We start from the raw sequence: 19,954 nt of genomic DNA, 5'->3' as shown, positions 1-19,954 counted from the left end.
TTTATCTTATTTGACCGGCGGGTCGCGCTGGTGCGTTGCCGCAGCCGTCACGGGTAAAAGGTGTAACGATCCTTGCCTGTGTGCTTGGACTGGTACAGCGCCTTGTCGGCCTTGACCAGCGCCTGGTTCAGGCTGTCGCTGTCCTCGACCCGGGCCAGGCCGATGCTGATGGTCACCGGGTGGCGGGCTGGTGCCTGGCGCACCACCTGGCACAGGCGTTCGGCCAGTTGCTCCACGTCGCCGCGCCGCACACCGCACAGGTAGATGGCGAACTCCTCGCCGCCCAGGCGCGCGTAGTCGAAACCGGCCATGACCGTGCTGATGTCCGCGGCCACCCGTTTGAGCACCTCGTCGCCGATGTCGTGGCCGTACAGGTCGTTGACTGTCTTGAAGTTGTCGACGTCGATCATCGCCAGGTAGTGGTCATGCTCCCGGGGCTGCATCGCCAGCTGTTCGCCGGCGCGGGCCATGAACGAGCGGCGGTTGGGGATGCCGGTCAGGGTGTCGTTGTAGGCCTGCTCCAACAGCAGCTTGGACATGATGTAGGTGTGCAGCTTGGCCTGGCGCAGCTTGATGAAGCTGTAGAGGGTCAGGGCGGTGAGGAACAGCGCGTAGATCAGCAGCATGGCGCCCTTGAGTTCCAGCACCGAGGTCTGGGTCATGATGAACGGGTCGAGCACCACCCAGGTCAGCACGACGGTGGCGAAGAACGACCAGCGGCGCAGGGGCAGCACCGAGGCGCTGTAGAGCATGCTCGAGGCGCCGATGATCAGCCAGTCGGGGCGCAACGCCAGCGGCAGGCCTTCGATCACCAGGCGGATGCCCGCGCCGATGATCAGCACGAAGACCAGGTTGAGCCACTGGAAGTGCCGGACCTTTTTGGTGAAGGCCAGCATGATCGCGTTGATCGCCAGGGCGGCCAGGAACGCCATCGAGTACAGGGTGAAGCCCTGCTTGCCGGGAAAGCTGACGATCAGGTTGAACAGCAGCCAGATGCTGATGCTGGCGACGTAGATCAGCAGGCAGAAACCGTGCAGCCGTTCGAAGTCGTACTGGGCGAACTCGGCCTTTAGGGCTGGCGGCGTGGCCTGTTTCAGCACTTGCGCTTCAATGGTCTTGAGCATTGCGGGCCTTGGGCGTGAGCGGGTGGGCGGGGGCGACAAGCCTCCTGGCGAGAGCGCGGACTGCGCAGGGCCCCGGGGCTGAATGAAAGCAGTGGGCGTGGGACTTGTCCAACTGCGGCGGGCGCCGTTGTGGGCGTCCTTCAAGGTCCTGGTGCGGTTTGTTTCAAGGTGACGCGGCTTTGGCGATCGGGTTGCGAGCTTGAGGGTAGCGCCGATACGTAATGGCCAGGGTCGGAGTGCGCAGCGTGGGGAGAATACCGGTCGGCATGCGCAGCGGCAGAGGCCTCGACGAGGCCTCCGCGCCTGGGCTTCAGCCTGGCTGACGCTGTTTCAGCGCCGCATCCTGGGCATTGAAGGTGCGCGCCGCGGCGGCCACTTCCTTGCGCACGATGGTCTTGCCGATCGGCGCCAGGGCGATGCCCGCCAGCTTCAGGTGCTGGATGCCGAAGGGAATGCCGATGATGGTGATAAAGCACAGCAGCGCCGACATCACATGCCCCAGCGCCAGCCAGATACCACCGAACACGAACCAGAGCACGTTACCGATCACCCCCAGGCCGCTGGTGCCGATATCGTCCTTGTTGTTCAGCTCGCGACGGCTGATCGCCTCCTTGCCGAACGGAAAGAACGAGAAGGCGCCGATCACGAAACAGGCCCGGCCCCAGGGGATGCCGACGATGCTGATAAAGGCCAGGATGCCCCACAGCCACCAGCACAGGCCCATGAAAATGCCGCCGAGGATAAACCAGAGAAAATTGCCGATGGCGCTCATGTGAAGCTTCCTTGTTTGAACCGTGAAGGGTGTCGTACAGGCCCCGATTCGAGACCCGTGCAGGTATAGACGCTTATTCCTTGCGCCGAGTCAGACCGGAGACGATCGCTACCAGCAACAGGCTGATGCCCCAGCCGATGAGGGTTTCGAGCCAGATCAGCAGACGGATGCCGTGGCCCCATTCCAGGTTCTTGAGTTCATCCCAATAGCCGGGGAAGGGCGTCGGGGTGATCGGACCCCAGTCCTTTTCCTGCTGCAGATCAACCAGCGACAGCAGGATGTCCAGCGAATAGGCGCCGGGGCTGAAACCGGTGTATTCACCGCGCAGGGCCTTGCAGGTGTACCAGTTGCCGATCTCGGCCGGGCGCTCGGCAGCGGGGTGCTGTCGTTGCCAGGCTTCGCCATATTCAGGGGGGCAGCTGGCGTAGGCCTCGTTCTGGAATACCAATGGGTTGCTGGGGGCGAAGACCTTGTGTTCGACGGCGGCGTACCAGTAGACGGTGGTGAAGAACAACCAGATGCCCAGTATCCAGGCCAGCAGTCGCATAGGGCGATAGCCGTAGCCGGTGAGGGCGCCATAGAGAACGTGGGGGACCTTGCCGAGCCAGCGGGTTCCCCATATCCAGTTGGCCGTGCGGTGGCCCACCATGCCGACCTTGCGTAGACGCTGTTCGAAAGCAATACCGACCTCTCGTGCCTCTTCGAAGTGGCCCATCTTTTCGAAGACGTGTTTCAGTTGCAGCCAGGGCTGTGGCAGGAATCCACTCTCGGAGCCTTTGAGGCCGTCGTCGCCTGTGCTGGATGGCAGCTGTGAGTCGAGCCAGGCGATACGATCCTTGGCCCTCAAGGGGGAATCGGTGGTCAGGAAGTCGTAGGTAAAACCGTTAAGGCCTAGCTCCTTGCCCCAGGTCTTTGAGTCGTCGCTCAAGGTCCTGACGTGAGAGCCGCTGAAAGCCGCGTTTTGTAAAGGATGTTCCAGATAGGTGAGCATCAGTGTTTTACCGACGATCATGTTTTGCGCGATCAAGGAAAAACCGCCGTTGCCATCCAGATGATGTGAACCTTTCAGACTCAACTGTCCGTCGATTCGCGCGGCTGTGAAGCGAACCGTGCCAATGGAGTGGAAGCCAGTAGAAAGAAATACGCTACCGCTCACATGAGCCTTGTCCGCGTTCAAGGCAATGCCGGTAGTGGCGGTAAAAGTGCAATCCGAGCACTTCAATCCTTTCATCGTCGCGCTGTTCAATCGTACTTCGCCTGAAGACTTGAACCCGTCTTCGAATACGATGTTTGCGTCAATGACACAACGATCAGCATCCAGGGCGTTTTTCCCCAGGCCATCGAGTTGAGCGCCGCTGAATATCAGTGATCCTGCGACCTTTGCGCCTATCAGGCATAGGGTTCCCTGGCAGTGGAACCCTCGCAGGCTGAACGATGAGCACACGCGAAGATACTGGGCCTCAACGCCGGAAAACTGGCTGCCGCTCAAATCAAGCCAGCCGTCGATCACCGTATTTTCAAGCCGCAGGTCCTTGTCGCACAGGCAATGGGTCAAACTGACGTTAGTGGCGATGGTGGCGGAGCTGAGGTGCAGGGAACCCTGGATGAAGGCGCCTTCGAGGTGAACCCCATTCAGGTCTATCGGGTTCTTGTCATCGCCGCCCAGTATCAGGAACCTCAGGAAACTGGCGCGAATGGTGTTTTCCGCCGTGCCGGCTACAGGTCTTTGCTTGGCGATACTGAACCGTGCTCCTGTGGTGCTGTAAGCCAGCAGTTTTTTTTCCACCGGGTTCAAGGGCTTGTAATGCTGGAGTATCCGATCGGCGGTAAGCGTCATGCTTTTCACTCCTGGATAGCGCCGAGTTCGGCGAGAGTGGGCGCTTGTCTGAGGCGGCAACCAGGGAGGAGGGGCAAAGCGCGAGGCACGAGCGGGGGATGCATAAAAACTTCCATGTAGGGTCGTCGGGCGGCAAAAGGCTGGCAGTATGCCATCGGCTTGCCGTCCCGACAAAAGCACAAGCCCCTGCTCCTGCAAGGGCTGTTGCTGGGCTTCAGGGATCGACCTGCACCATCAGTACCGGGATCGATTCCGGGCGCTTGGCGTAACGCTGGGCCAGCACCGCGCAGACCATCAGCTGGATTTGGTGGAACAGCATCAGCGGCAGGATCAGCACACCCATGGTGCTGCCGGCGAACAGCACCTGGGCCATGGGCACGCCGGTGGCCAGGCTTTTCTTCGAACCGCAGAACAGGATGGTGATGCGGTCTTCCTGGTTGAAGCCGAAGAGCTTGCTCAGCAGGCTGGAGGCCAGCAGCGCCAACGCCAGCAGCACGCCGCAGGCCAGCACCAGCCCGGCCAGGTTCCACAACGGGATCTGGTGCCAGATGCCTTCGTTCACCGCCTCGCTGAAAGCGCCGTAGACCACCAGCAGGATCGAACCCTGATCGACGAATTTCAGCCAGTTCTTGTTGCGACCCACCCAGGCGCCGATCCAGCGGCGGGCGATTTGCCCGGCGATGAAGGGCAGCAGCAATTGCACGCTGATCTTCACAATGGCATCCAGGGTCGAGCCGGCATCGCCGTGCACATTCAGCAGCAGGGTCACCAGCAACGGCGTGAGGAAAATCCCGAACAGGCTGGACGCCGCGGCGCTGCAGATCGCCGCCGGCACATTGCCCCGCGCCAGGGAGGTGAAGGCAATCGCCGATTGCACGGTGGCGGGCAGGGCGCAGAGGTAGAGCATGCCCAGGTACAGCTCGTTGCCGATCAGCGGCGACAGCAGCGGCTTGAGCGCCAGCCCGAGGATCGGGAACAGCACGAAGGTCAGGCTGAAGATCAGCAGGTGCAGGCGCCAGTGGCCGGCCCCGGCGATGATCGCCTCGCGCGACAGCTTGGCGCCGTGGAGGAAAAACAGCAGGGCGATGGCAGCATTGGTCAGCCAGCCGAAGCCTAGCGCCACCTGGCCGCTGGCCGGCAGGAAGCTGGCCAGCAGCACCACGCCGATCAGGGTCAGGGTGAAATTGTCGGGCAAAAGACGTGAGCGACTCATAACGGGATCATCCAGGGGTTGCCAGGGCGGTGGAGCGACTCTAACGTGATGACGGACAGCCGACTAACGCCAATGAGCCAGTAAATGCCGCCTAAAGGACATGAAAAGATCGTCCGCCGCAGTATTCCCGGTCTGCCGAGCCTGCCGCGACCGGTGTACGGGCGCACCGAATCCCTGCCCAATCGGGCGCTGACCCGGCGCCACAGCCACCCCTGGGTGCAATTGTCCTACGCCATCCAGGGCGTGCTGGAAGTGCAGACCAGCGCCGGGCGTTTCATCGCCCCGCCGCAGCGGGCGGTGTGGATCCCGGCCGGCATGCCGCACAAGGTGTTCAGCTCGCCGCGCACCGAAATGCGCAGCCTCTACCTGGATTGCCGTGTCACCGCCTGGGCCGGCGCGACCTGCCAGGTGCTGGCGGTGAGCAGCCTGCTGCGCGAGTTGATCCGCGCCTTCAGCGAGCTGCCGGTGGAATACGCCGAAGACGGCGCCGACGGCCGCCTGGCCCAGGTCCTGCTGGACCAACTGGCCGCCGCGCCGCAACTGGACCTGATGCTGCCGCTGCCCCAGGACCCGCGCCTGCGGCAGATCTACCGCAGCCTGCAAGCGCACCCGGACCAGCCGACCACCCTGGGGCAGTGGAGCGAAAAGCTGGGCGTGACGGAGAAAACCCTGAGCCGCCTGTTCCTGCGGGACACCGGCCTGACCTTCCGCGCCTGGCGCCAACGCCTGCGCCTGCTGGGCGCCTTGACGCCCCTGGAGCAAGGCGAGCGGGTGACGGACGTGGCGCTGGCCTGCGGCTACGACTCGACCTCGGCCTTTATCGCGGCGTTCCGCCAGCAGTTCGACGCCACACCCGGGGAGTTTTTCCGTCAGGCCTGATCGCAACCTGTAGGAGCGAGGCTTGCCCGCGATAACGTCAGTGACCGCTCCCTCAACCCTGGACCTTGCCCCGTCATCCAGCGCGAACGGCCACCTCGTCATTCAAAAACCTAAGCCAACGTCAGCCGCTCAGCCCTGGCCGGCACAGCCACAGCCAGCGGCGCAAAGCTATGGGCCTGAGCCATGTTCCACATACGCGCATAGAACTCCGAGCTGATCGGCCGTTGCAGCAGCTCGCCCGGTTCGAGGAACACGTGGATCTGCGAGAACAGCCGCACCTCGGTGGTGGTCAGGCGCCGTACCAGGTGTTTGGCCTGCAGTTGCGCCGGGTGGTCGAGGCCGGCGGCGCTGAGCATTTCGCCGAGGGCGACCAGGGTATTGCGGTGGAAGTTGTGCACCCGCTCGGCCTTGTCCGTGACCTGCAGCGCTTTCTGGCGCAGCGGGTCCTGGGTGGCGACGCCGGTGGGGCATTTGTTGGTGTGGCAGCTTTGCGACTGGATGCAGCCGATGGCGAACATGAAACCGCGCGCGGCATTGACCCAGTCGGCGCCGATGGTCAGCACGCTGGCGATGTCGAAAGCACTGACGACCTTGCCGCTGGCGCCGAGCTTGATCTGCGAACGCAGGCCGGCGCCAACCAGGGTGTTATGCACGAACAGCAGGCCCTCGCGCATGGGCATGCCGATGTTGTCGGTGAACTCCCGAGGCGCGGCGCCGGTGCCGCCTTCCTTGCCGTCGACCACGATAAAGTCCGGCTGGATGCCGGTCTCGAGCATGGCCTTGACGATGGCCATGAACTCCCAGGGATGGCCCACGCAGAACTTGAAACCCACCGGCTTGCCGCCGGACAGGTTGCGCAGCTTGACGATGAATTCCAGCAACTGGATCGGCGTGCTGAACTGCGAATGCCGCGCCGGCGACACGCAGTCATGGCCCATCTGCACCCCGCGGGTCTGGGCGATTTCGGCGGTGACCTTGTGCTTGGGCAGGATGCCGCCATGGCCGGGCTTGGCGCCCTGGCTGAGTTTGATCTCGATCATCTTCACCTGCGGATGGCTGGCCTGCTCGGAGAAGCGCTGGGCATCGAAATGGCCGTCCAGGGTGCGGCAACCGAAGTAGCCGCTGCCGATTTCCCAGATCAGGTCGCCGGCGAATTCCTGGTGATAGGGGCTGATGCTGCCTTCCCCGGTGTCGTGGGCGAAGCCCCCGAGCCTGGCGCCTTTGTTCAGGGCGCGGATGGCGTTAGCGCTCAGCGCGCCGAAGCTCATGGCCGAGATGTTGAACACCGAGGCGCTGTAAGGCTGGAGGCAGTCCGGCCCACCGACCACCACGCGGAACTGGCTGGGGTCACAGGCATCGCCCGGGACCATCGAATGGCTGATGAACTCGAAGCCGGGCTGATAGACATCGGCCAGGGTGCCAAAGGCTTTTTCCGCAGGCTGGTTCTTGGCGCGGGCGTAGACCATCGAACGCTGCGAGCGGGAGAAGGGCAGCTTCTCGTCGTCGCCCTCCAGCAGGTACTGGCGGATCTCCGGGCGAATCGACTCGATCAGGTAGCGGATATTGCCGATGATCGGGTAGTTGCGGCGCACGGCATGGTGGTTTTGCAGCAAGTCGTTGAGGCCGACCAGGCTGAGCACCCCGGCCAGCACGATCAGCCCCTGGCCCCAGAGGCTGGCGGGCCAATACAACAGGCCGAATACACTAATGACAAGGCAGAGGGTCAGGGTCGCGTAGCGACTCAACAGCGATATTTTCATGATCTTTCCTTGGGCAAATCGCAAGACAGGGGTTCAGGCGGGTAGGCAGGGCGGGCTCAGTCCGAGTTGCGGATCTGCTGGTAGCGCTCCTGCAGCTCCTGGCGCTGCTGCTTGCGCAGCAAACCCTGGGCGTAGCGGCGTTTTTCGATGGCGGTTTCCGGCACGAAGGCGCGCACCGGGTGCGGGCGCCCGTCGGGGTCGACGGCGACCATGGTGAAGTAGCAACTGTTGGTATGGCGCACCGTGCGCTCGTGGATGTTCTCGGTCATCACCTTGACCCCGACCTCCATCGAGGTGCGCCCGGTGTAATTGACCGAGGCCAGGAAGGTCACCAGTTCGCCGACGTGGATCGGCTCCTTGAAGATCACCTGGTCCACCGACAGCGTGACCACATAGCGCCCGGCATAGCGCTTGGCGCAGGCGAAGGCCACCTCGTCGAGCAGCTTGAGCAGGGCGCCGCCATGCACGTTGCCGGAGAAATTGGCTTTGTCGGGCGTCATGAGCACGCTCATGCTCAGTTGATAACTGCCTGGTTCCATGGGTGACCTCATCAGTAATCGATGCTGTCCGGATAGGCAGGCTAGAGCCCCGCGGACAGCATTTGGCTGGAGACCGGAGGGTAATAAGAAGTCTTAATAGTTAGCTAGCTATCTTTTGCAATGAGCTGTTGTGGGGATTGCAATAATGAGTGGGGAGGGGGCGATACCTAGCGCTTGTCATTCACCGTTGAGCGGGGAATCGAAGTTGTCTGAGGGATACGGATCAGCATTTTGAGAATGGCCTTAATGCCTGGAGCGTCGGCCTTCAAAAGGCTGTTTCGTTGGTTGGAGGAGCCTGCGATAGAGGGGCTGTAGCCGCTGCCGCAGGCTGCGATCAGGCGCTTGCGCCTGCCAAACCTGATCCACGATTTGAACGAGGGGAGCGCTACGGTAGCGACTGTTTCTTTGCATGACACCGACCTGTAGGAGCGAGCTTGCTCACGCTGCCGTTTTTGGACGGTGTCACAGGTAGCCAAAGAAATTGAATGCAGGATCAATAATGATAGCGACGGATTGCTTGCTCAAGACGGAAATCCGTCTTCGGAGGATTGTCCACGAGCCGCGCAACAATGAAGAGCTTATCGACATCATCGATCATGTGTCGCATGTAACAGTTGACCATTCGATAGCGTTCTATGGAGAAATAGGTGTTCATTATTTTGATTTTTTCGTCCATATCACCGTCATCACCTACGGCGCCACTACCTGGTCCGAAAACATTGTGGCTTTCAAACAGTAGGTAGCCACCCGGCTTTAGAAACGACACCAGGCGCTTCATGTAGTTTTCAAACCCCATATTGAGGTTGCCATCAATGGTGTGATGATTGGAAAACGACAGCACCACATCAAATTTTTTATCTGTGGCAAATACCGAAAAATCGCTTTCTATAAACTCTATATTGTCGCGCTTCAAATAACGCGCGGTATCCTTCGCCACTTTATTGAGAAAAGGGTTGAGTTCGACGGCTGTCACGGATTTCGCCAGTCGCGAACAATATACTGAGACAAAACCGCAGTTGCTGCCGATGTCCAGTACGTCAGCGCCCTTCAATTCTTCATCAATGGCGTATTGCTTGAACCGAAAACCCGTAGGCTTCAGGCCTGTGATTCCCAGTTCTTCCAAGCCCTGATAGAAATATCCTTGGCTGTATTGTTGCTTCTTTGGCCAGTTCTTCTGCTGCTCCTTCAAATGCCCTCGCAAACGCTTCTGGATGAAAAGCGTGCCTTTGAAGAGCCCCTTCCAGAAATCAAAAAATGAAAGTCTGATGCTGTATGGAATTTCCATTGATAACCCTGAAATAAGACGTCGATACTGGTGAGCCTTCCATCCTATCGGCCGCAGGTGGATTCACATTAGGCGTGCAGCCTTAACAAAAGCGTGGTCATCACGACCAACCTCAGCTTCTCGGAATGGTCGAGCGTATTTGGCGACGCCAAGATGACCACGACGTTGCTGGATCGGCTGACACACCACTGTACCCACGCTTTCGGTTTGGGCACCTTTGGACCTCGTGGGCTTTTGGCTATCTGCTTAGGCTGGATATTTCGAGCGAGGGCTAACAGGCGCTGAGCCAAGCCTTTCAGGGGGATGACGGGTAAATGTTCTGACGGCAAAGCGATCTGCAGGCCCTCATAACCACTTCTGATCTGTAACGCCAAATGTGATCACTGCTTCTGTAGGAGCGAGGCTTGCCCGCGATGGCGTCTGTTCTGGCGCTGCATTTTTTGGACGGGTACATATCCATTCCTGCGGTCACGGCCACTTATGGTTCCGCCCTTACGGCGGGTCACTTTTGGCAAACGCCGGAATGCCGGCCCAGCAAAAAGTAACCAAAAGGTCTCGCCCCACCATTCGGTGCCTCGCCTAGGCTCGGCATGCCCTCACTCCGGTCCTGCTCCGGGGGCCGCCGCCATCGGCCATCCCTGGCCGAGGGCGGCTACCTCGGCATCCCTGCCGAGGTGCCCCCTGCGCAAGACCTGCGTTTGGCCTCTGGGAAAGGGGCGGGCAGATCAAGGGCAAGATCAAAAGCCAAAGCCAAAGCCAAAGCCAAAGCCAAAGCACAGCAAGAGCAAAGGCTAAGGCGGTTCGGTTAAGGCTCTGGCAGCTCCATCGCCCGTTGTTCTGCCACGCGCAACACATCGCATCCGTCCTGCAACAACAAGGTTGCCACGCTGGAGAAGCGCATCAGGTCGAGATCGTCGGCGTTGCGGCTGGTCATGCCGGACACGCTGTCCAACATGTCCCGGGCAGCGCGGATGCGCAGACCGGCATAGGTCAGCAGGTCAAGCAAGGGGGCTTGAGGGTTGATAAAGGCGACGGGGTGGTTGGTGGTGTTGGAAGAGGTGAGGGGTTGAAAATCCATAACGGTGACGCTCCATGAAGGAAGTTTAGGGTTTGCTCATGGAGATTCGGACGGCCAAATCCGGTCGCAGCGTTGGGAGCGACGAAACGGAATATAGGAGGCGTATAGCGGGGTAACAAGCCTGGAGGGCATGTTTACACCAGATACAGAAACGCCTTACACGAGCCGTCATTAATGGCTGAATAAATGGGGGTAGCAGCATTTATGTCAGGCCTGTTCTCTATCTCCTTGGTTCCAGATGTGTTGCCTATCCTCTGTTATCCCTCTCTTTCCCATGGCACACTCTTCGTGAGTTTTCCGTTGTTGTATATTTTTATCCGTTATAGCGGAATAAGTGCCTTCTTGAATTACGCGAAGCGCCTTTTTAGGAACGGCTTATTCTGCTCAATCTTCCCTTTACTTAGGAGAACACCCCATGAGCATCACTCGCTACGGCACCGGCAGCACCGCCGGCGGTGGCCAACCCCGTCCTTTCGCTCGTGCCGTTGAGGCCGATGGCTGGTTGTATGTGTCCGGTCAGGTGCCGGCACTGGATGGCGAAATTATTCATGGCGGCATCGTTGAGCAGACGCATCAGACGATGCGCAATGTGGTGGCGATTCTGGAGGAGGCGGGGTACGGCCTGGAGGATGTGGTGCGGGTCGGGGTGTGGCTGGAGGATCCGCGGGATTTCTGGAGTTTCAACAAGGTGTTCGGTGAGTACTTCAAGCCGGAGCATGCGCCGGCGCGGGCTTGTGTGCAGGCCAGCATGATGGTGGATTGCAAGGTTGAGATTGATTGTGTGGCCTACAAGAAGAAGGGCTGATTTGCGGCGTTTTTGTAGACGCCTGTAGCCGCTGCCGAGCCCCAGCGAGGCTGCGATCGGCCCCGAAGGGGACGCGGCGATGTTGAGATCCATGCGCCCGCGTTGCGGTCGATCGCAGCCTCGCCAAGGCTCGGCAGCGGCTACAGGGATAGGTGCAATGCCGGGGTTTTGGGCGCGCCGGGAATTTCGCAATTTGTAGGAAATGGCACTGATATGACCGAAGACACCATCAAGCGCCGGGCCAAGGGGCTGGACCGGGCGTTCGATATTCTCGATTTCCTCAAGGAGATCGGCCAGCCGTTGCGGCCCAACGATATCGCCAAGGGCATCGGCAGCCCCAAGTCCACGGTGTACGAGCTGGTGGCGTCCTTGCTGGAGCGGCGGATTCTGGAGCCGGTGGGCCAGGACGGGCATGTGTACCTGGGGCGGCAGCTGTACTTCCTGGGGCAGGCCCATCTGCGCCATTTCGATCTGACCCGCGAGGCCGACTCGGCCTTGCAGGAGATTGTCAGCCAGACCCGCGAGACCGCGCAGATGTGCCTGCTCAACGGGCGCAAATACACGGTGGCGCTGATGAAGGAGGGCGAGCGGCATTTTCGCATTTCCTCGAATATCGGCGAGAACGCGCCAATTCCCTGGACCGCTTCCGGGCGGCTGTTGCTGGGGCATTTGAGCGATGAGCAGATCGTCGAGTTGATCGACGAGCGCGACTTCATTCTCCCCGACGGTGAGCGCCTGCCTTTGGCGACTTTCTTGAAGGAAATCCGCCAGGCCACGAAGGACGGTTTTTTCTCCTTCGACAGTGTGGCCGACACCTTTACCCATTGCTTCGCCGCCCCGGTGCGGGACGAGCGCGGGGTGTGCATCTGCACCCTGTGCATCGTCGCGCCACGGGCCGATGCCCAGAACAATTACGCTGACTACCGCCGGGTGCTGATCGACAGCGCGAATCGCCTGGCCCGTCGCATCAACGACTAGCGTCAGCCCCAATGGCGGCGCTGTAAGGAGTTCGAATATGTCTTCTGTATTGACCAACGCAGCGGTGGAAAAGGGCGCGGCCCAACCCGGCGTCAGCCTGGTGCGCGATGTCAGCCTGCCGGCCCTGGTGCTGCATCGCGCGGCGCTGGAGCACAACATCCGCTGGATGCAGAAGTTCGTCAGCGACAGCGGCGCCGAGCTGGCGCCCCACGGCAAGACCAGCATGACCCCGGCACTGTTTCGTCGGCAGCTGGAGGCGGGCGCTTGGGGCATCACCCTGGCCACCGCGGTGCAGACCCGCGCGGCTTACGCTCACGGCGTGCGCCGGGTGTTGATGGCCAACCAGCTGGTGGGTACGCCGAACATGGGGCTGATCGCCGAGCTGCTGGCCGACTCGGGTTTCGACTTCTATTGCATGGTCGATCACCCGGACAACGTCGCCGACCTCGGGCAGTTCTTTGCCGCGCGCGGGGTGCGCCTGAACGTGATGATCGAATACGGCGTGGTCGGCGGTCGTTGTGGCTGCCGCAGCGAGCAGGAAGTGCTGGAGCTGGCGCGCGCAATCAAGGCGCAACCGGCCTTGGCCTTGTGCGGCATCGAGGGTTACGAAGGGGTGATCCATGGCGATCACGCGGTGAGTGGCATTCGTGAGTTTGCCGCGTCCCTGGTGCGCCTGGCGGTGCAGTTGCAGGACGACGGGTTGTTCGCCATCGATAAGCCGATCATCACTGCCTCGGGTTCGGCCTGGTATGACTTGATCGCTGAATCCTTCGAGGCGCAGAACGCCCAGGGGCGTTTCCTCAGTGTGCTGCGCCCCGGCAGTTATGTGGCTCATGACCACGGCATCTATAAAGAGGCACAGTGCTGCGTGCTCGACCGTCGCAGCGACCTGCACGAAGGCCTGCGCCCGGCGCTGGAAGTCTGGGCCCATGTGCAGTCCCTGCCGGAGCCGGGGTTCGCGGTGATCGCCCTGGGCAAGCGCGATGTGGCTTATGACGCCGGGTTGCCGGTGCCGTTGTTGCGCTACAAGCCGGGTGTAGTGCCGGCCAAGGGCGATGATGTCAGCGCCTGCAAGGTCACGGCGGTGATGGACCAGCACGCGTTCATGACGGTGGCGCCGGGGGTTGAGTTGCGGGTGGGGGACATTATTTCTTTCGGTACCTCGCACCCGTGTTTGACCTTTGATAAGTGGCGCACCGGGTTGTTGGTGGATGAGCGGCTGGATGTGCTGGAGAGCATGGAGACCTGTTTCTAAGGCTGGCACCTGCTGCGCAGGTGATCGCGGGCAAGCCTCGCTCCTACAGAAGCGCGTGTTGATCGCCATGGCGGAAACGACGTGAACCTGTAGGAGCGAGGCTTGCCCGCGATGACGTCCTTTCCAACAACAAAAAATTGTCAGAGACACCTCCATGAACACTTCCAATGCTGGGAAACGCATCGCCCTGATCGGCGAATGCATGATTGAACTGCAACACCGCGCCGACGGCAGCCTGCAACAGAGCTTTGGCGGCGACACCCTGAATACTGCGGTGTACCTGGCCCGTGAATTGGGCGAGGGCGCTTATGTCGACTATGTCACCGCACTCGGTGACGACAGTTTCAGCGATGCCATGTGCCAGAGCTGGGCCGAGGAAGGCATTGGCCTGGGCATGGTCCAGCGCCTGCCGGGGCGTTTGCCCGGGCTGTACTGCATCCAGACCGACGCCAAGGGCGAGCGGCGTTTTCTTTACTGGCGCAACGAAGCGGCGGTGCGCGACTGTTTCACCACCCCTGCGGCCGAGCCAATCCTGGCGGCGCTGCCGGCCTACGATGTGCTGTATTTCAGCGGCATCACCCTGGCGGTGCTGGGCGAGCAGGGGCGCAAGAAACTCATCGATACCTTGGTTGAAGCACGCAAGCGCGGGGCGCGGATCGTCTTTGACAATAACTACCGGCCACGGCTCTGGGCTTCGGTGGAGCAGGCGCAGGCGGCTTATCGCCAGGTGCTGGCCTATGTCGATCTGGCGTTGCTGACCCTGGATGACGAGCTGGCGTTGTTCGGGCATGGCGACGGTGCGGCGGTGTTCGCCGCTTACCCGGATACCCCCGAAGTGGTGCTCAAGCGTGGCGCCGAAGCGTGCCTGATCCGCTGTGGCGGCGAGTCGTTCGAGGTGCCGGCGCAGCGGGTGGAGCAGGTGGTGGACACCACGGCGGCGGGGGATTCGTTCAGTGCGGCGTATCTAGCGTGTCGCTTGCGCGGCGGTAGCCCGCAGCAGGCGGCAGAGGCGGGGCATCGCTTGGCGAGCCGGGTGATTCAGGTGCCGGGGGCGTTGATTCCAAGAGCCTGAGGCAACCTGTAGCCGCTGCCGCAGGCTGCGATAAGGGCCGAAGGACCTTCAGCGATCTTGAGTACGCCACGCCCGTTCCGGTCGTTCGCAGCCTGCGGCAGCGGCTGCAGGGGTATCTGGTCGCTTCTGTAGGAGCGAGGCTTGCCCGCGATGCGTTGTCAGGCGACGCGGTCAATCACGGTAGAACACCTGCACCAGGTGATAACCGAACTTGCTCTTGATCGGCCCGTGCACGGTGCGCAGGGGCTTCTTGAAGATCACCTGGTCGATGGCCCCGACCATCTGCCCCGGCCGTACTTCACCCAGGTCGCCGCCGCGTTTGCCGGAGGGGCAGGTGGAGTATTTCTTCGCCAGCACGTCGAAGGCCTCGCCCTTGGCGATGCGCTGCTTGAGCTGTTCGGCCTCTTCGGCGGTTTTCACCAGGATGTGGCGGGCTTGGGCTTTCATGGGGCGGTTACCTTGGAACGGTGCGGACGGCGGTCGCGGATTATGCCTGAAATCAGCCCTGCTGGCCGATCATCTGACGAATCTTCTGGGCCAGGGCCTCGATGGAAAACGGCTTGGCGATCAGGTCCATGCCGGCGTCGAGAAAGCCCTGGCGCTCGGCGGCCTTTTCCGCGTAGCCGGTCATGAACAGGACCTTGAGCTGCGGCCGCTGCTGGCGGGCGATTTCCGCCAGTTGTCGGCCGTTCATGCCCGGCAGGCCGACGTCGGTCACCAGCAGGTCGACGCGCCGCTCGGACTCCAGCAATGGCAGCGCGCTCTTGGCGTCCTCGGCCTCGAAGGTGGTGTAGCCCAGCTCGCGCAGCACGTTGAGCACCAGCATGCGCACCGCCGGGTCGTCTTCCACCAGCATCACCGATTCGCCGGCCACCGCGTACGGCGCTTCGACGCTGGCCTGTACCGGGCTGTCGGCCTGGACGGCGCTGTGCAGGCGTGGCAGGTACAGGCGCACGCAGGTGCCTTGGCCCGGTTCGCTGGTGATGGTCAGGTGGCCGCCGGATTGCTGGGCGAAGCCATAGATCATCGACAGCCCCAGGCCCGTGCCCTGGCCGATGGGCTTGGTGGTGAAGAACGGATCGAAGGCCTTGGCCAGCACCCGTGGGGTCATGCCGGCGCCGTTGTCGCTGACGCCGAGCATCACGTAGTCGCCGGCCTTGACCGGCTCCAGGGTATTGAGGTCGCTGCCGTTGAGGTAGCTGTTGGCAGTCTCGATGGTCAGCACGCCGCCGTCGGGCATGGCGTCGCGGGCGTTGATCACCAGGTTGAGCAGGGCGTTTTCCAGCTGGCTGGCATCGCTGTTGATCGACCAGACGTTGTCGCCCAGGTTCATCTTCAGCTCGATATGTTCGCCCTTGGTGTGGTTGAACAGGTCGTGCAGCGAACGCACCAGCTGGTTCGGCTCCAGTGGCCGGCGGTCCAGCGACTGGCGACGGGAAAACGCCAGCAGGCGATGGGTGAGGGCGGCCGCGCGCTTGGCCGAGGACATCGCGGCCTCGGTGAAACGGCCGATCTCGGCGCTGCGATTGTCGTCGATGTAGCGCTGCATCAGTTCCAGGCTGCCGATGATGCCGGTGAGCATGTTGTTGAAGTCATGGGCGATACCACCAGTGAGCTGGCCCACAGCTTCCATCTTCTGCGCATGGCGCAGGGCGTTTTCGGCGCGCTCGCGCTCGAACATCTCGCTCTGCAGGCGCTGGTTGGCGGCGGCCAGCGCCTGGGTGCGCTCGGCCACCCGTTCTTCCAGGGTTTCGTTGAGGTGGCGCAGGGCCTCCTCGGTCTGTCTGCGCTCGGTTTCGTCGATCACGAAGATGTAGAAGCCATTGATCGCGCCATCGGCGCCGTAGCGCGGCAGGTACTTCATCAGCGCATGCCGCGTGCGCCCGTCGCGGTGCGGCGTCTTGGCTTCGAAGCTGCAGGGCTTGCCGGCCAGGGCGGCGGCGATCTTGTCGGCGCGAGTGGCGTAGAGGGCGTCGCCGATCACCTCGCGGATGGTCCGGCCGTACAGTTCCTGCGGGGTCAAGCCGTACCAGTCGAGGTAGGCGCTGTTGTTCAGGCGAAAGCGCTCTTCGTGGTCGACGTAGCCGATCAGCACCGGCATGGCGTTGATGATCAGCTGTAGCTCGGTCTGGCTCTGGCGCAGCGCCTGTTCCATCTGCTTGCGGTCGGTCAGGTCCAGGGCGGCGCCGAGGAAACGCACCGGCCGGCCGTGGTGATCCTTGTAGCAGCGCCCGCGGGCGAAGACCCAGCGGATCTGGCCGTCGGGCTGTTGCAGGCGGTATTCCTCGGCGTACTCGGTGCCGTGGGTGATGCAGTGCTTGATGCTGCGCGCCACCATGCCGCGGTCTTCCGGGTGCACGCCCTTGAGGTATTCGCTGATGGGCAGTTGCCCGGCCAGGGCCGGGTCGATGCTGTGCAGTTGGGCGAAGTGGGCGTCGGCGATAAAACGGTCGTCGCCGATGTCCCAGTCCCAGGTGCCGACGGCGTCGGTCGCCGCCAGTGCCAGTTGCAGGCGCTCTTCGGTTTCGTGTTGGGCCTTGAGGCTGGCCGCCGAGCGCTGCTCCAGTTCCAGGGCGATGCGTCGGCGCTCGTTGGTTTCGATGCTGGTGACCAGGATTCCGGCGACCTCGCCGCTTTCGTCGCGGATCGGGCTGTAGGTCAGGTCCAGCCAGACCTCCGACTCACGGCCGTGGCGCTGCAGGGTGAAGGGTTTTTCGCTGAAGGTGCGCACCTGGCCTTGCAGCACGGCGCTGTAGATCGGTGCGGCGAAGTCCTTGAGTTCCGGCCAGGTCAGGTGGGCCGACTGGCCGAAGGCGCCGGGGTGCTTGTTGCCGGCCAGCAGGGCGAAGCCGTCGTTGTAGATCTGCGTCAGCTGCGCGCCCCACAACAGCAGCATCGGCATCGGCGAGTGGATCACGATGTCCACCGCGGTGCGCAGGCTCTGCGGCCAGTGGTCGACCGCGCCCAGCGGCGTGGCGGCCCAGTCCAGCCGGGCAATCAGGGTTTCGGCTTCGCTGCCGGAGGTGGGGGCGTTCATGTCGGGGGTGTCCTGAGCGTGCATCACGCCGGCATTGTAGCCGCTGCCGCAGGCTGCGATCGACGGCGTAGCCGGCGCAAGGGAGGTATCTGCGATCCGTCAGGCAGACTGCGTCGCCAGGTTTGCGGCCCCTGCGGGGCCGATCGCAGCCTGCGGCAGCGGCTACAGGGGCAGCGATTTCCGCGGATGGCCCGTTTCGCGGGGGGCGGAATTTGTGTTGAGCACGTCCGGCCTCATCGCGGGCAAGCCTCGCTCCTACAGGGGGAGTCGTACACACCATGGCGATCAATACGCGCTTCTGTAGGAGCGAGGCTTGCCCGCGAAGGGGCCCTCAAGGCCTAGCTGCGCAATTCCACCCGATCGCGAAACTGCTCCAGCGCCTCGGGGTTGGCCAGGGCGTCGGTGTTTTTCACCGGCAACCCGTGCACCACGTTGCGCACCGCCAGTTCGACGATCTTGCCGCTGATGGTCCGGGGAATGTCGCTGACCGCGAGGATCTTCGCCGGCACGTGGCGGGGCGTGGTGTTGGCGCGGATCACCTGGCGGATCTGCTCCTGCAGGGCATCGTCCAGTTGCACGCCGTCCTGCAGGCGGACGAACAGCACCACCCGCACGTCGTTGTCCCATTGCTGACCGATGGCCAGGCTTTCCAGCACCTGCTCGAGTTTCTCCACCTGGCGGTAGATTTCCGCGGTGCCGATGCGCACGCCGCCGGGGTTGAGCACGGCATCGGAGCGGCCGTGAATCAGCCAGCTGCCATGGGCCAGTTGCTCGGCATAGTCGCCCTGGGCCCAGACCCCGGGGAACTGGCTGAAGTAGGAGGCGCGCAGCTTCTCGTGCCGCGGGTCGTGCCACAGGCCGATGGGCATGGCCGGGAAATGCCGGGTGCAGACCAGTTCGCCCTTTTCGCCGATCACCGCCTGGCCCTGGTCGTTCCACACCTCCACGGCCATGCCCAGGCCCTTGCCCTGCATTTCGCCGCGGTGCACCGGCAACAACGGGTTACCGATGATGAAGCAGGAAATGATATCGGTGCCGCCGGACATGGAGGCCAGGCACAGGTCCTGTTTGAACGCCCGGTACACGTAGTCGAAGCTCTGCGGCGACAGCGGCGAGCCGGTGCTGAGCAGGGTCTTGAGGCTGGTCAGGGAATGGCTTTGGCGTGGCTCGATGCCGGCCTTTTCCAGCGCCACCAGGTACTTGGGGCTGGTGCCGAAGACGCTGATGCCTTCCTGGTCGATCAGGTCGATCAAGTGTTCGGGCGCCGGGTGGAACGGCGAGCCGTCGTACAACAGCACCGTGGCGCCCACCGCCAGAGCGGAGACCAGCCAGTTCCACATCATCCAGCCGCAGGTGGTGTAGTAGAACAGCACCTCGCCTGCGTGCAGGTCGGAGTGCAGGCCGTGCTCCTTGAGGTGCTGCAATAGCACGCCGCCGGTGCTGTGGAGGATGCACTTGGGCACGCCGGTGGTGCCGCTGGAATAGAGGATGTACAGCGGGTGGGAGAAGGGTACGGCGACGAACTGGGGCTCGCCGCCGGGGCGGTAGAAGTCGTCCCACAGCGCAACCCTGGCCGAGGTGCGGAAGTCTTCGGCGCGGGCTTCGGGCCGGGCGTACGGCACGACGATCAGCTGTTGCAGGGACGGCAGGCGTTCGAGGATTTCGTTGACCTTGGCCGTCTGGTCGATCTGTTTGCCGGCATAGCGGTAGCCGGCGCAGGTGATCAGCACCTTGGGTTCGATCTGGCCGAAACGGTCGATCACCCCCTGGGTGCCGAAGTCCGGCGAGGAGCTGGACCAGACGGCCCCGAGGCTGGTGGTGGCGAGCATGCCCACCAGGGTCTGCCAGGTATTGGGCATGCAGGCGGCGACCCGGTCGCCGAGGCCGACGCCGGCGGCCCGCAGGCTCTGTTGCAGGCCGGCGACATGGGCCGCCAGCTGGTTGTAGGTCAGCTGTTCGCGCTGGCCGTTCTCGTTGATCGCCACCACCGCGACGCCATCGTCACGGCGCTTGAGCAGGTGTTCGGCGAAGTTCAGGGTGGCGTCGGGAAACCACTGGGCGGCGGGCATGCTGCTGCCTTCGATCAGCACCGCGCTGGGGGGCGCATGGAACTCGACATCGAAGAAATCGACTATGGCCTGCCAGAAGGCTTCGCGCTGCTCGATGCTCCATTGGTGCAGGGCCGGGTAGTCGTCGATGTCCAGGTCATAACGGTGATTGATCAAGCGCCGGAAGGCTTCCATGCGGGTCTTGCTGATGCGCTCGGCACTGGGTTGCCAGAGTAATTCGGACATGGGTAGCCTCTTGTTTTTCTGCTGCA

At 62.5% G+C, this 19,954-nt stretch carries 16 protein-coding genes and 2 pseudogenes; 6 read left to right on the top strand and 12 right to left on the bottom strand.

The genetic code is table 11. From position 1 onward, the window contains the following. Positions 1–47: 47 nt before the first annotated feature. The 4 genes from C4K38_RS19405 to C4K38_RS19390 form a co-directional block, all read right to left on the bottom strand. Positions 48–1,124: a GGDEF domain-containing protein gene (locus C4K38_RS19405; RefSeq protein WP_053279771.1), complete on the bottom strand. Its 1,077-nt coding sequence runs from the start codon at positions 1,122–1,124 to the stop codon at positions 48–50. A gap of 310 nt (positions 1,125–1,434) precedes the next feature. Beyond that, positions 1,435–1,896, bottom strand: coding sequence for a YccF domain-containing protein (locus C4K38_RS19400; protein WP_009044436.1), 462 nt, complete (start codon positions 1,894–1,896; stop codon positions 1,435–1,437). 73 nt (positions 1,897–1,969) lie between these two features. Beyond that, positions 1,970–3,733 (bottom strand): hypothetical protein, encoded by a 1,764-nt coding sequence (locus C4K38_RS19395; protein WP_053279770.1) that lies wholly within the window; start codon positions 3,731–3,733, stop codon positions 1,970–1,972. Positions 3,734–3,947: 214 nt separating this feature from the next. Then, positions 3,948–4,946 carry a bile acid:sodium symporter family protein gene (locus C4K38_RS19390; protein ID WP_053279769.1) on the bottom strand — a complete coding sequence of 333 codons (999 nt, stop codon included), beginning with the start codon at positions 4,944–4,946 and terminating at the stop codon, positions 3,948–3,950. Positions 4,947–5,030: 84 nt separating this feature from the next. Between C4K38_RS19390 and C4K38_RS19385 the strand changes: the two genes are divergently transcribed. Next, complete coding sequence (locus tag C4K38_RS19385; RefSeq protein ID WP_053279768.1) at positions 5,031–5,825, top strand: AraC family transcriptional regulator; 795 nt, start codon at positions 5,031–5,033, stop codon at positions 5,823–5,825. A gap of 110 nt (positions 5,826–5,935) precedes the next feature. On the opposite strand, the gene C4K38_RS19380 is transcribed toward C4K38_RS19385, so the two are convergent. The 3 genes from C4K38_RS19380 to C4K38_RS19370 all read right to left on the bottom strand — a co-directional run bounded on the left by C4K38_RS19380 (position 5,936) and on the right by C4K38_RS19370 (position 9,409). Beyond that, positions 5,936–7,585 (bottom strand): FMN-binding glutamate synthase family protein, encoded by a 1,650-nt coding sequence (locus C4K38_RS19380; protein WP_053279767.1) that lies wholly within the window; start codon positions 7,583–7,585, stop codon positions 5,936–5,938. 56 nt (positions 7,586–7,641) lie between these two features. After that, positions 7,642–8,124, bottom strand: coding sequence for an acyl-CoA thioesterase (locus C4K38_RS19375; protein WP_009049637.1), 483 nt, complete (start codon positions 8,122–8,124; stop codon positions 7,642–7,644). A gap of 493 nt (positions 8,125–8,617) precedes the next feature. After that, positions 8,618–9,409 carry a class I SAM-dependent methyltransferase gene (locus C4K38_RS19370; RefSeq protein ID WP_053279766.1) on the bottom strand — a complete coding sequence of 264 codons (792 nt, stop codon included), beginning with the start codon at positions 9,407–9,409 and terminating at the stop codon, positions 8,618–8,620. Positions 9,410–9,499: 90 nt separating this feature from the next. Between C4K38_RS19370 and C4K38_RS19365 the strand changes: the two are divergent. Next, a pseudogene (locus C4K38_RS19365) lies at positions 9,500–9,601 on the top strand (ATP-binding protein); the annotation flags it as partial. Here the strand turns inward: C4K38_RS19365 and C4K38_RS19360 are convergent. Both C4K38_RS19360 and C4K38_RS19355 read right to left on the bottom strand, forming a co-directional pair. Beyond that, positions 9,598–9,786, bottom strand: a pseudogene (locus C4K38_RS19360) (IS4 family transposase); the annotation flags it as partial. The pseudogenes C4K38_RS19365 and C4K38_RS19360 overlap by 4 nt on opposite strands. Before the next feature lie 428 nt (positions 9,787–10,214). Next, positions 10,215–10,487 carry a hypothetical protein gene (locus tag C4K38_RS19355; protein WP_053279764.1) on the bottom strand — a complete coding sequence of 91 codons (273 nt, stop codon included), beginning with the start codon at positions 10,485–10,487 and terminating at the stop codon, positions 10,215–10,217. 415 nt (positions 10,488–10,902) lie between these two features. Here C4K38_RS19355 and C4K38_RS19350 point away from each other — a divergent pair, with 415 nt between their 5' ends. From C4K38_RS19350 to C4K38_RS19335, 4 genes are all read left to right on the top strand, one after another. Beyond that, a complete protein-coding gene (locus tag C4K38_RS19350) occupies positions 10,903–11,292 on the top strand; it encodes a RidA family protein (RefSeq protein WP_028682636.1) in 390 nt (129 codons plus the stop codon). 213 nt (positions 11,293–11,505) lie between these two features. Then, complete coding sequence (locus C4K38_RS19345) at positions 11,506–12,270, top strand: IclR family transcriptional regulator (protein WP_053279763.1); 765 nt, start codon at positions 11,506–11,508, stop codon at positions 12,268–12,270. 37 nt (positions 12,271–12,307) lie between these two features. After that, positions 12,308–13,525 (top strand): amino acid deaminase, encoded by a 1,218-nt coding sequence (locus C4K38_RS19340; protein ID WP_053279762.1) that lies wholly within the window; start codon positions 12,308–12,310, stop codon positions 13,523–13,525. Positions 13,526–13,679: 154 nt separating this feature from the next. Further along, entirely contained in the window at positions 13,680–14,597 is a 918-nt protein-coding gene (locus C4K38_RS19335; RefSeq protein WP_053279761.1) for a sugar kinase, read from the top strand. Between the two features lie 171 nt (positions 14,598–14,768). Here C4K38_RS19335 and C4K38_RS19330 read toward each other — a convergent pair whose 3' ends face one another. The 3 genes from C4K38_RS19330 to C4K38_RS19320 all read right to left on the bottom strand — a co-directional run bounded on the left by C4K38_RS19330 (position 14,769) and on the right by C4K38_RS19320 (position 19,928). Beyond that, the gene (locus C4K38_RS19330) at positions 14,769–15,044 is read right to left on the bottom strand and encodes a peptidylprolyl isomerase (protein ID WP_007932676.1); all 276 of its coding nucleotides are present in this window, start codon (positions 15,042–15,044) and stop codon (positions 14,769–14,771) included. A gap of 52 nt (positions 15,045–15,096) precedes the next feature. Continuing rightward, on the bottom strand, positions 15,097–17,634 hold the full coding sequence (locus C4K38_RS19325; protein ID WP_053279760.1) for a PAS domain-containing hybrid sensor histidine kinase/response regulator family protein: 2,538 nt from the start codon (positions 17,632–17,634) through the stop codon (positions 15,097–15,099). Between the two features lie 338 nt (positions 17,635–17,972). Continuing rightward, positions 17,973–19,928 carry an acetoacetate--CoA ligase gene (locus C4K38_RS19320; protein ID WP_053279759.1) on the bottom strand — a complete coding sequence of 652 codons (1,956 nt, stop codon included), beginning with the start codon at positions 19,926–19,928 and terminating at the stop codon, positions 17,973–17,975. Positions 19,929–19,954 lie beyond the last annotated feature (26 nt).

Source organism: Pseudomonas chlororaphis subsp. piscium, assembly GCF_003850345.1.
Classification (GTDB): domain Bacteria; phylum Pseudomonadota; class Gammaproteobacteria; order Pseudomonadales; family Pseudomonadaceae; genus Aquipseudomonas; species Aquipseudomonas piscium.
Note: the sequence above shows the minus strand (reverse complement) of the source record. Positions and strands in the feature narration are given on the sequence as shown.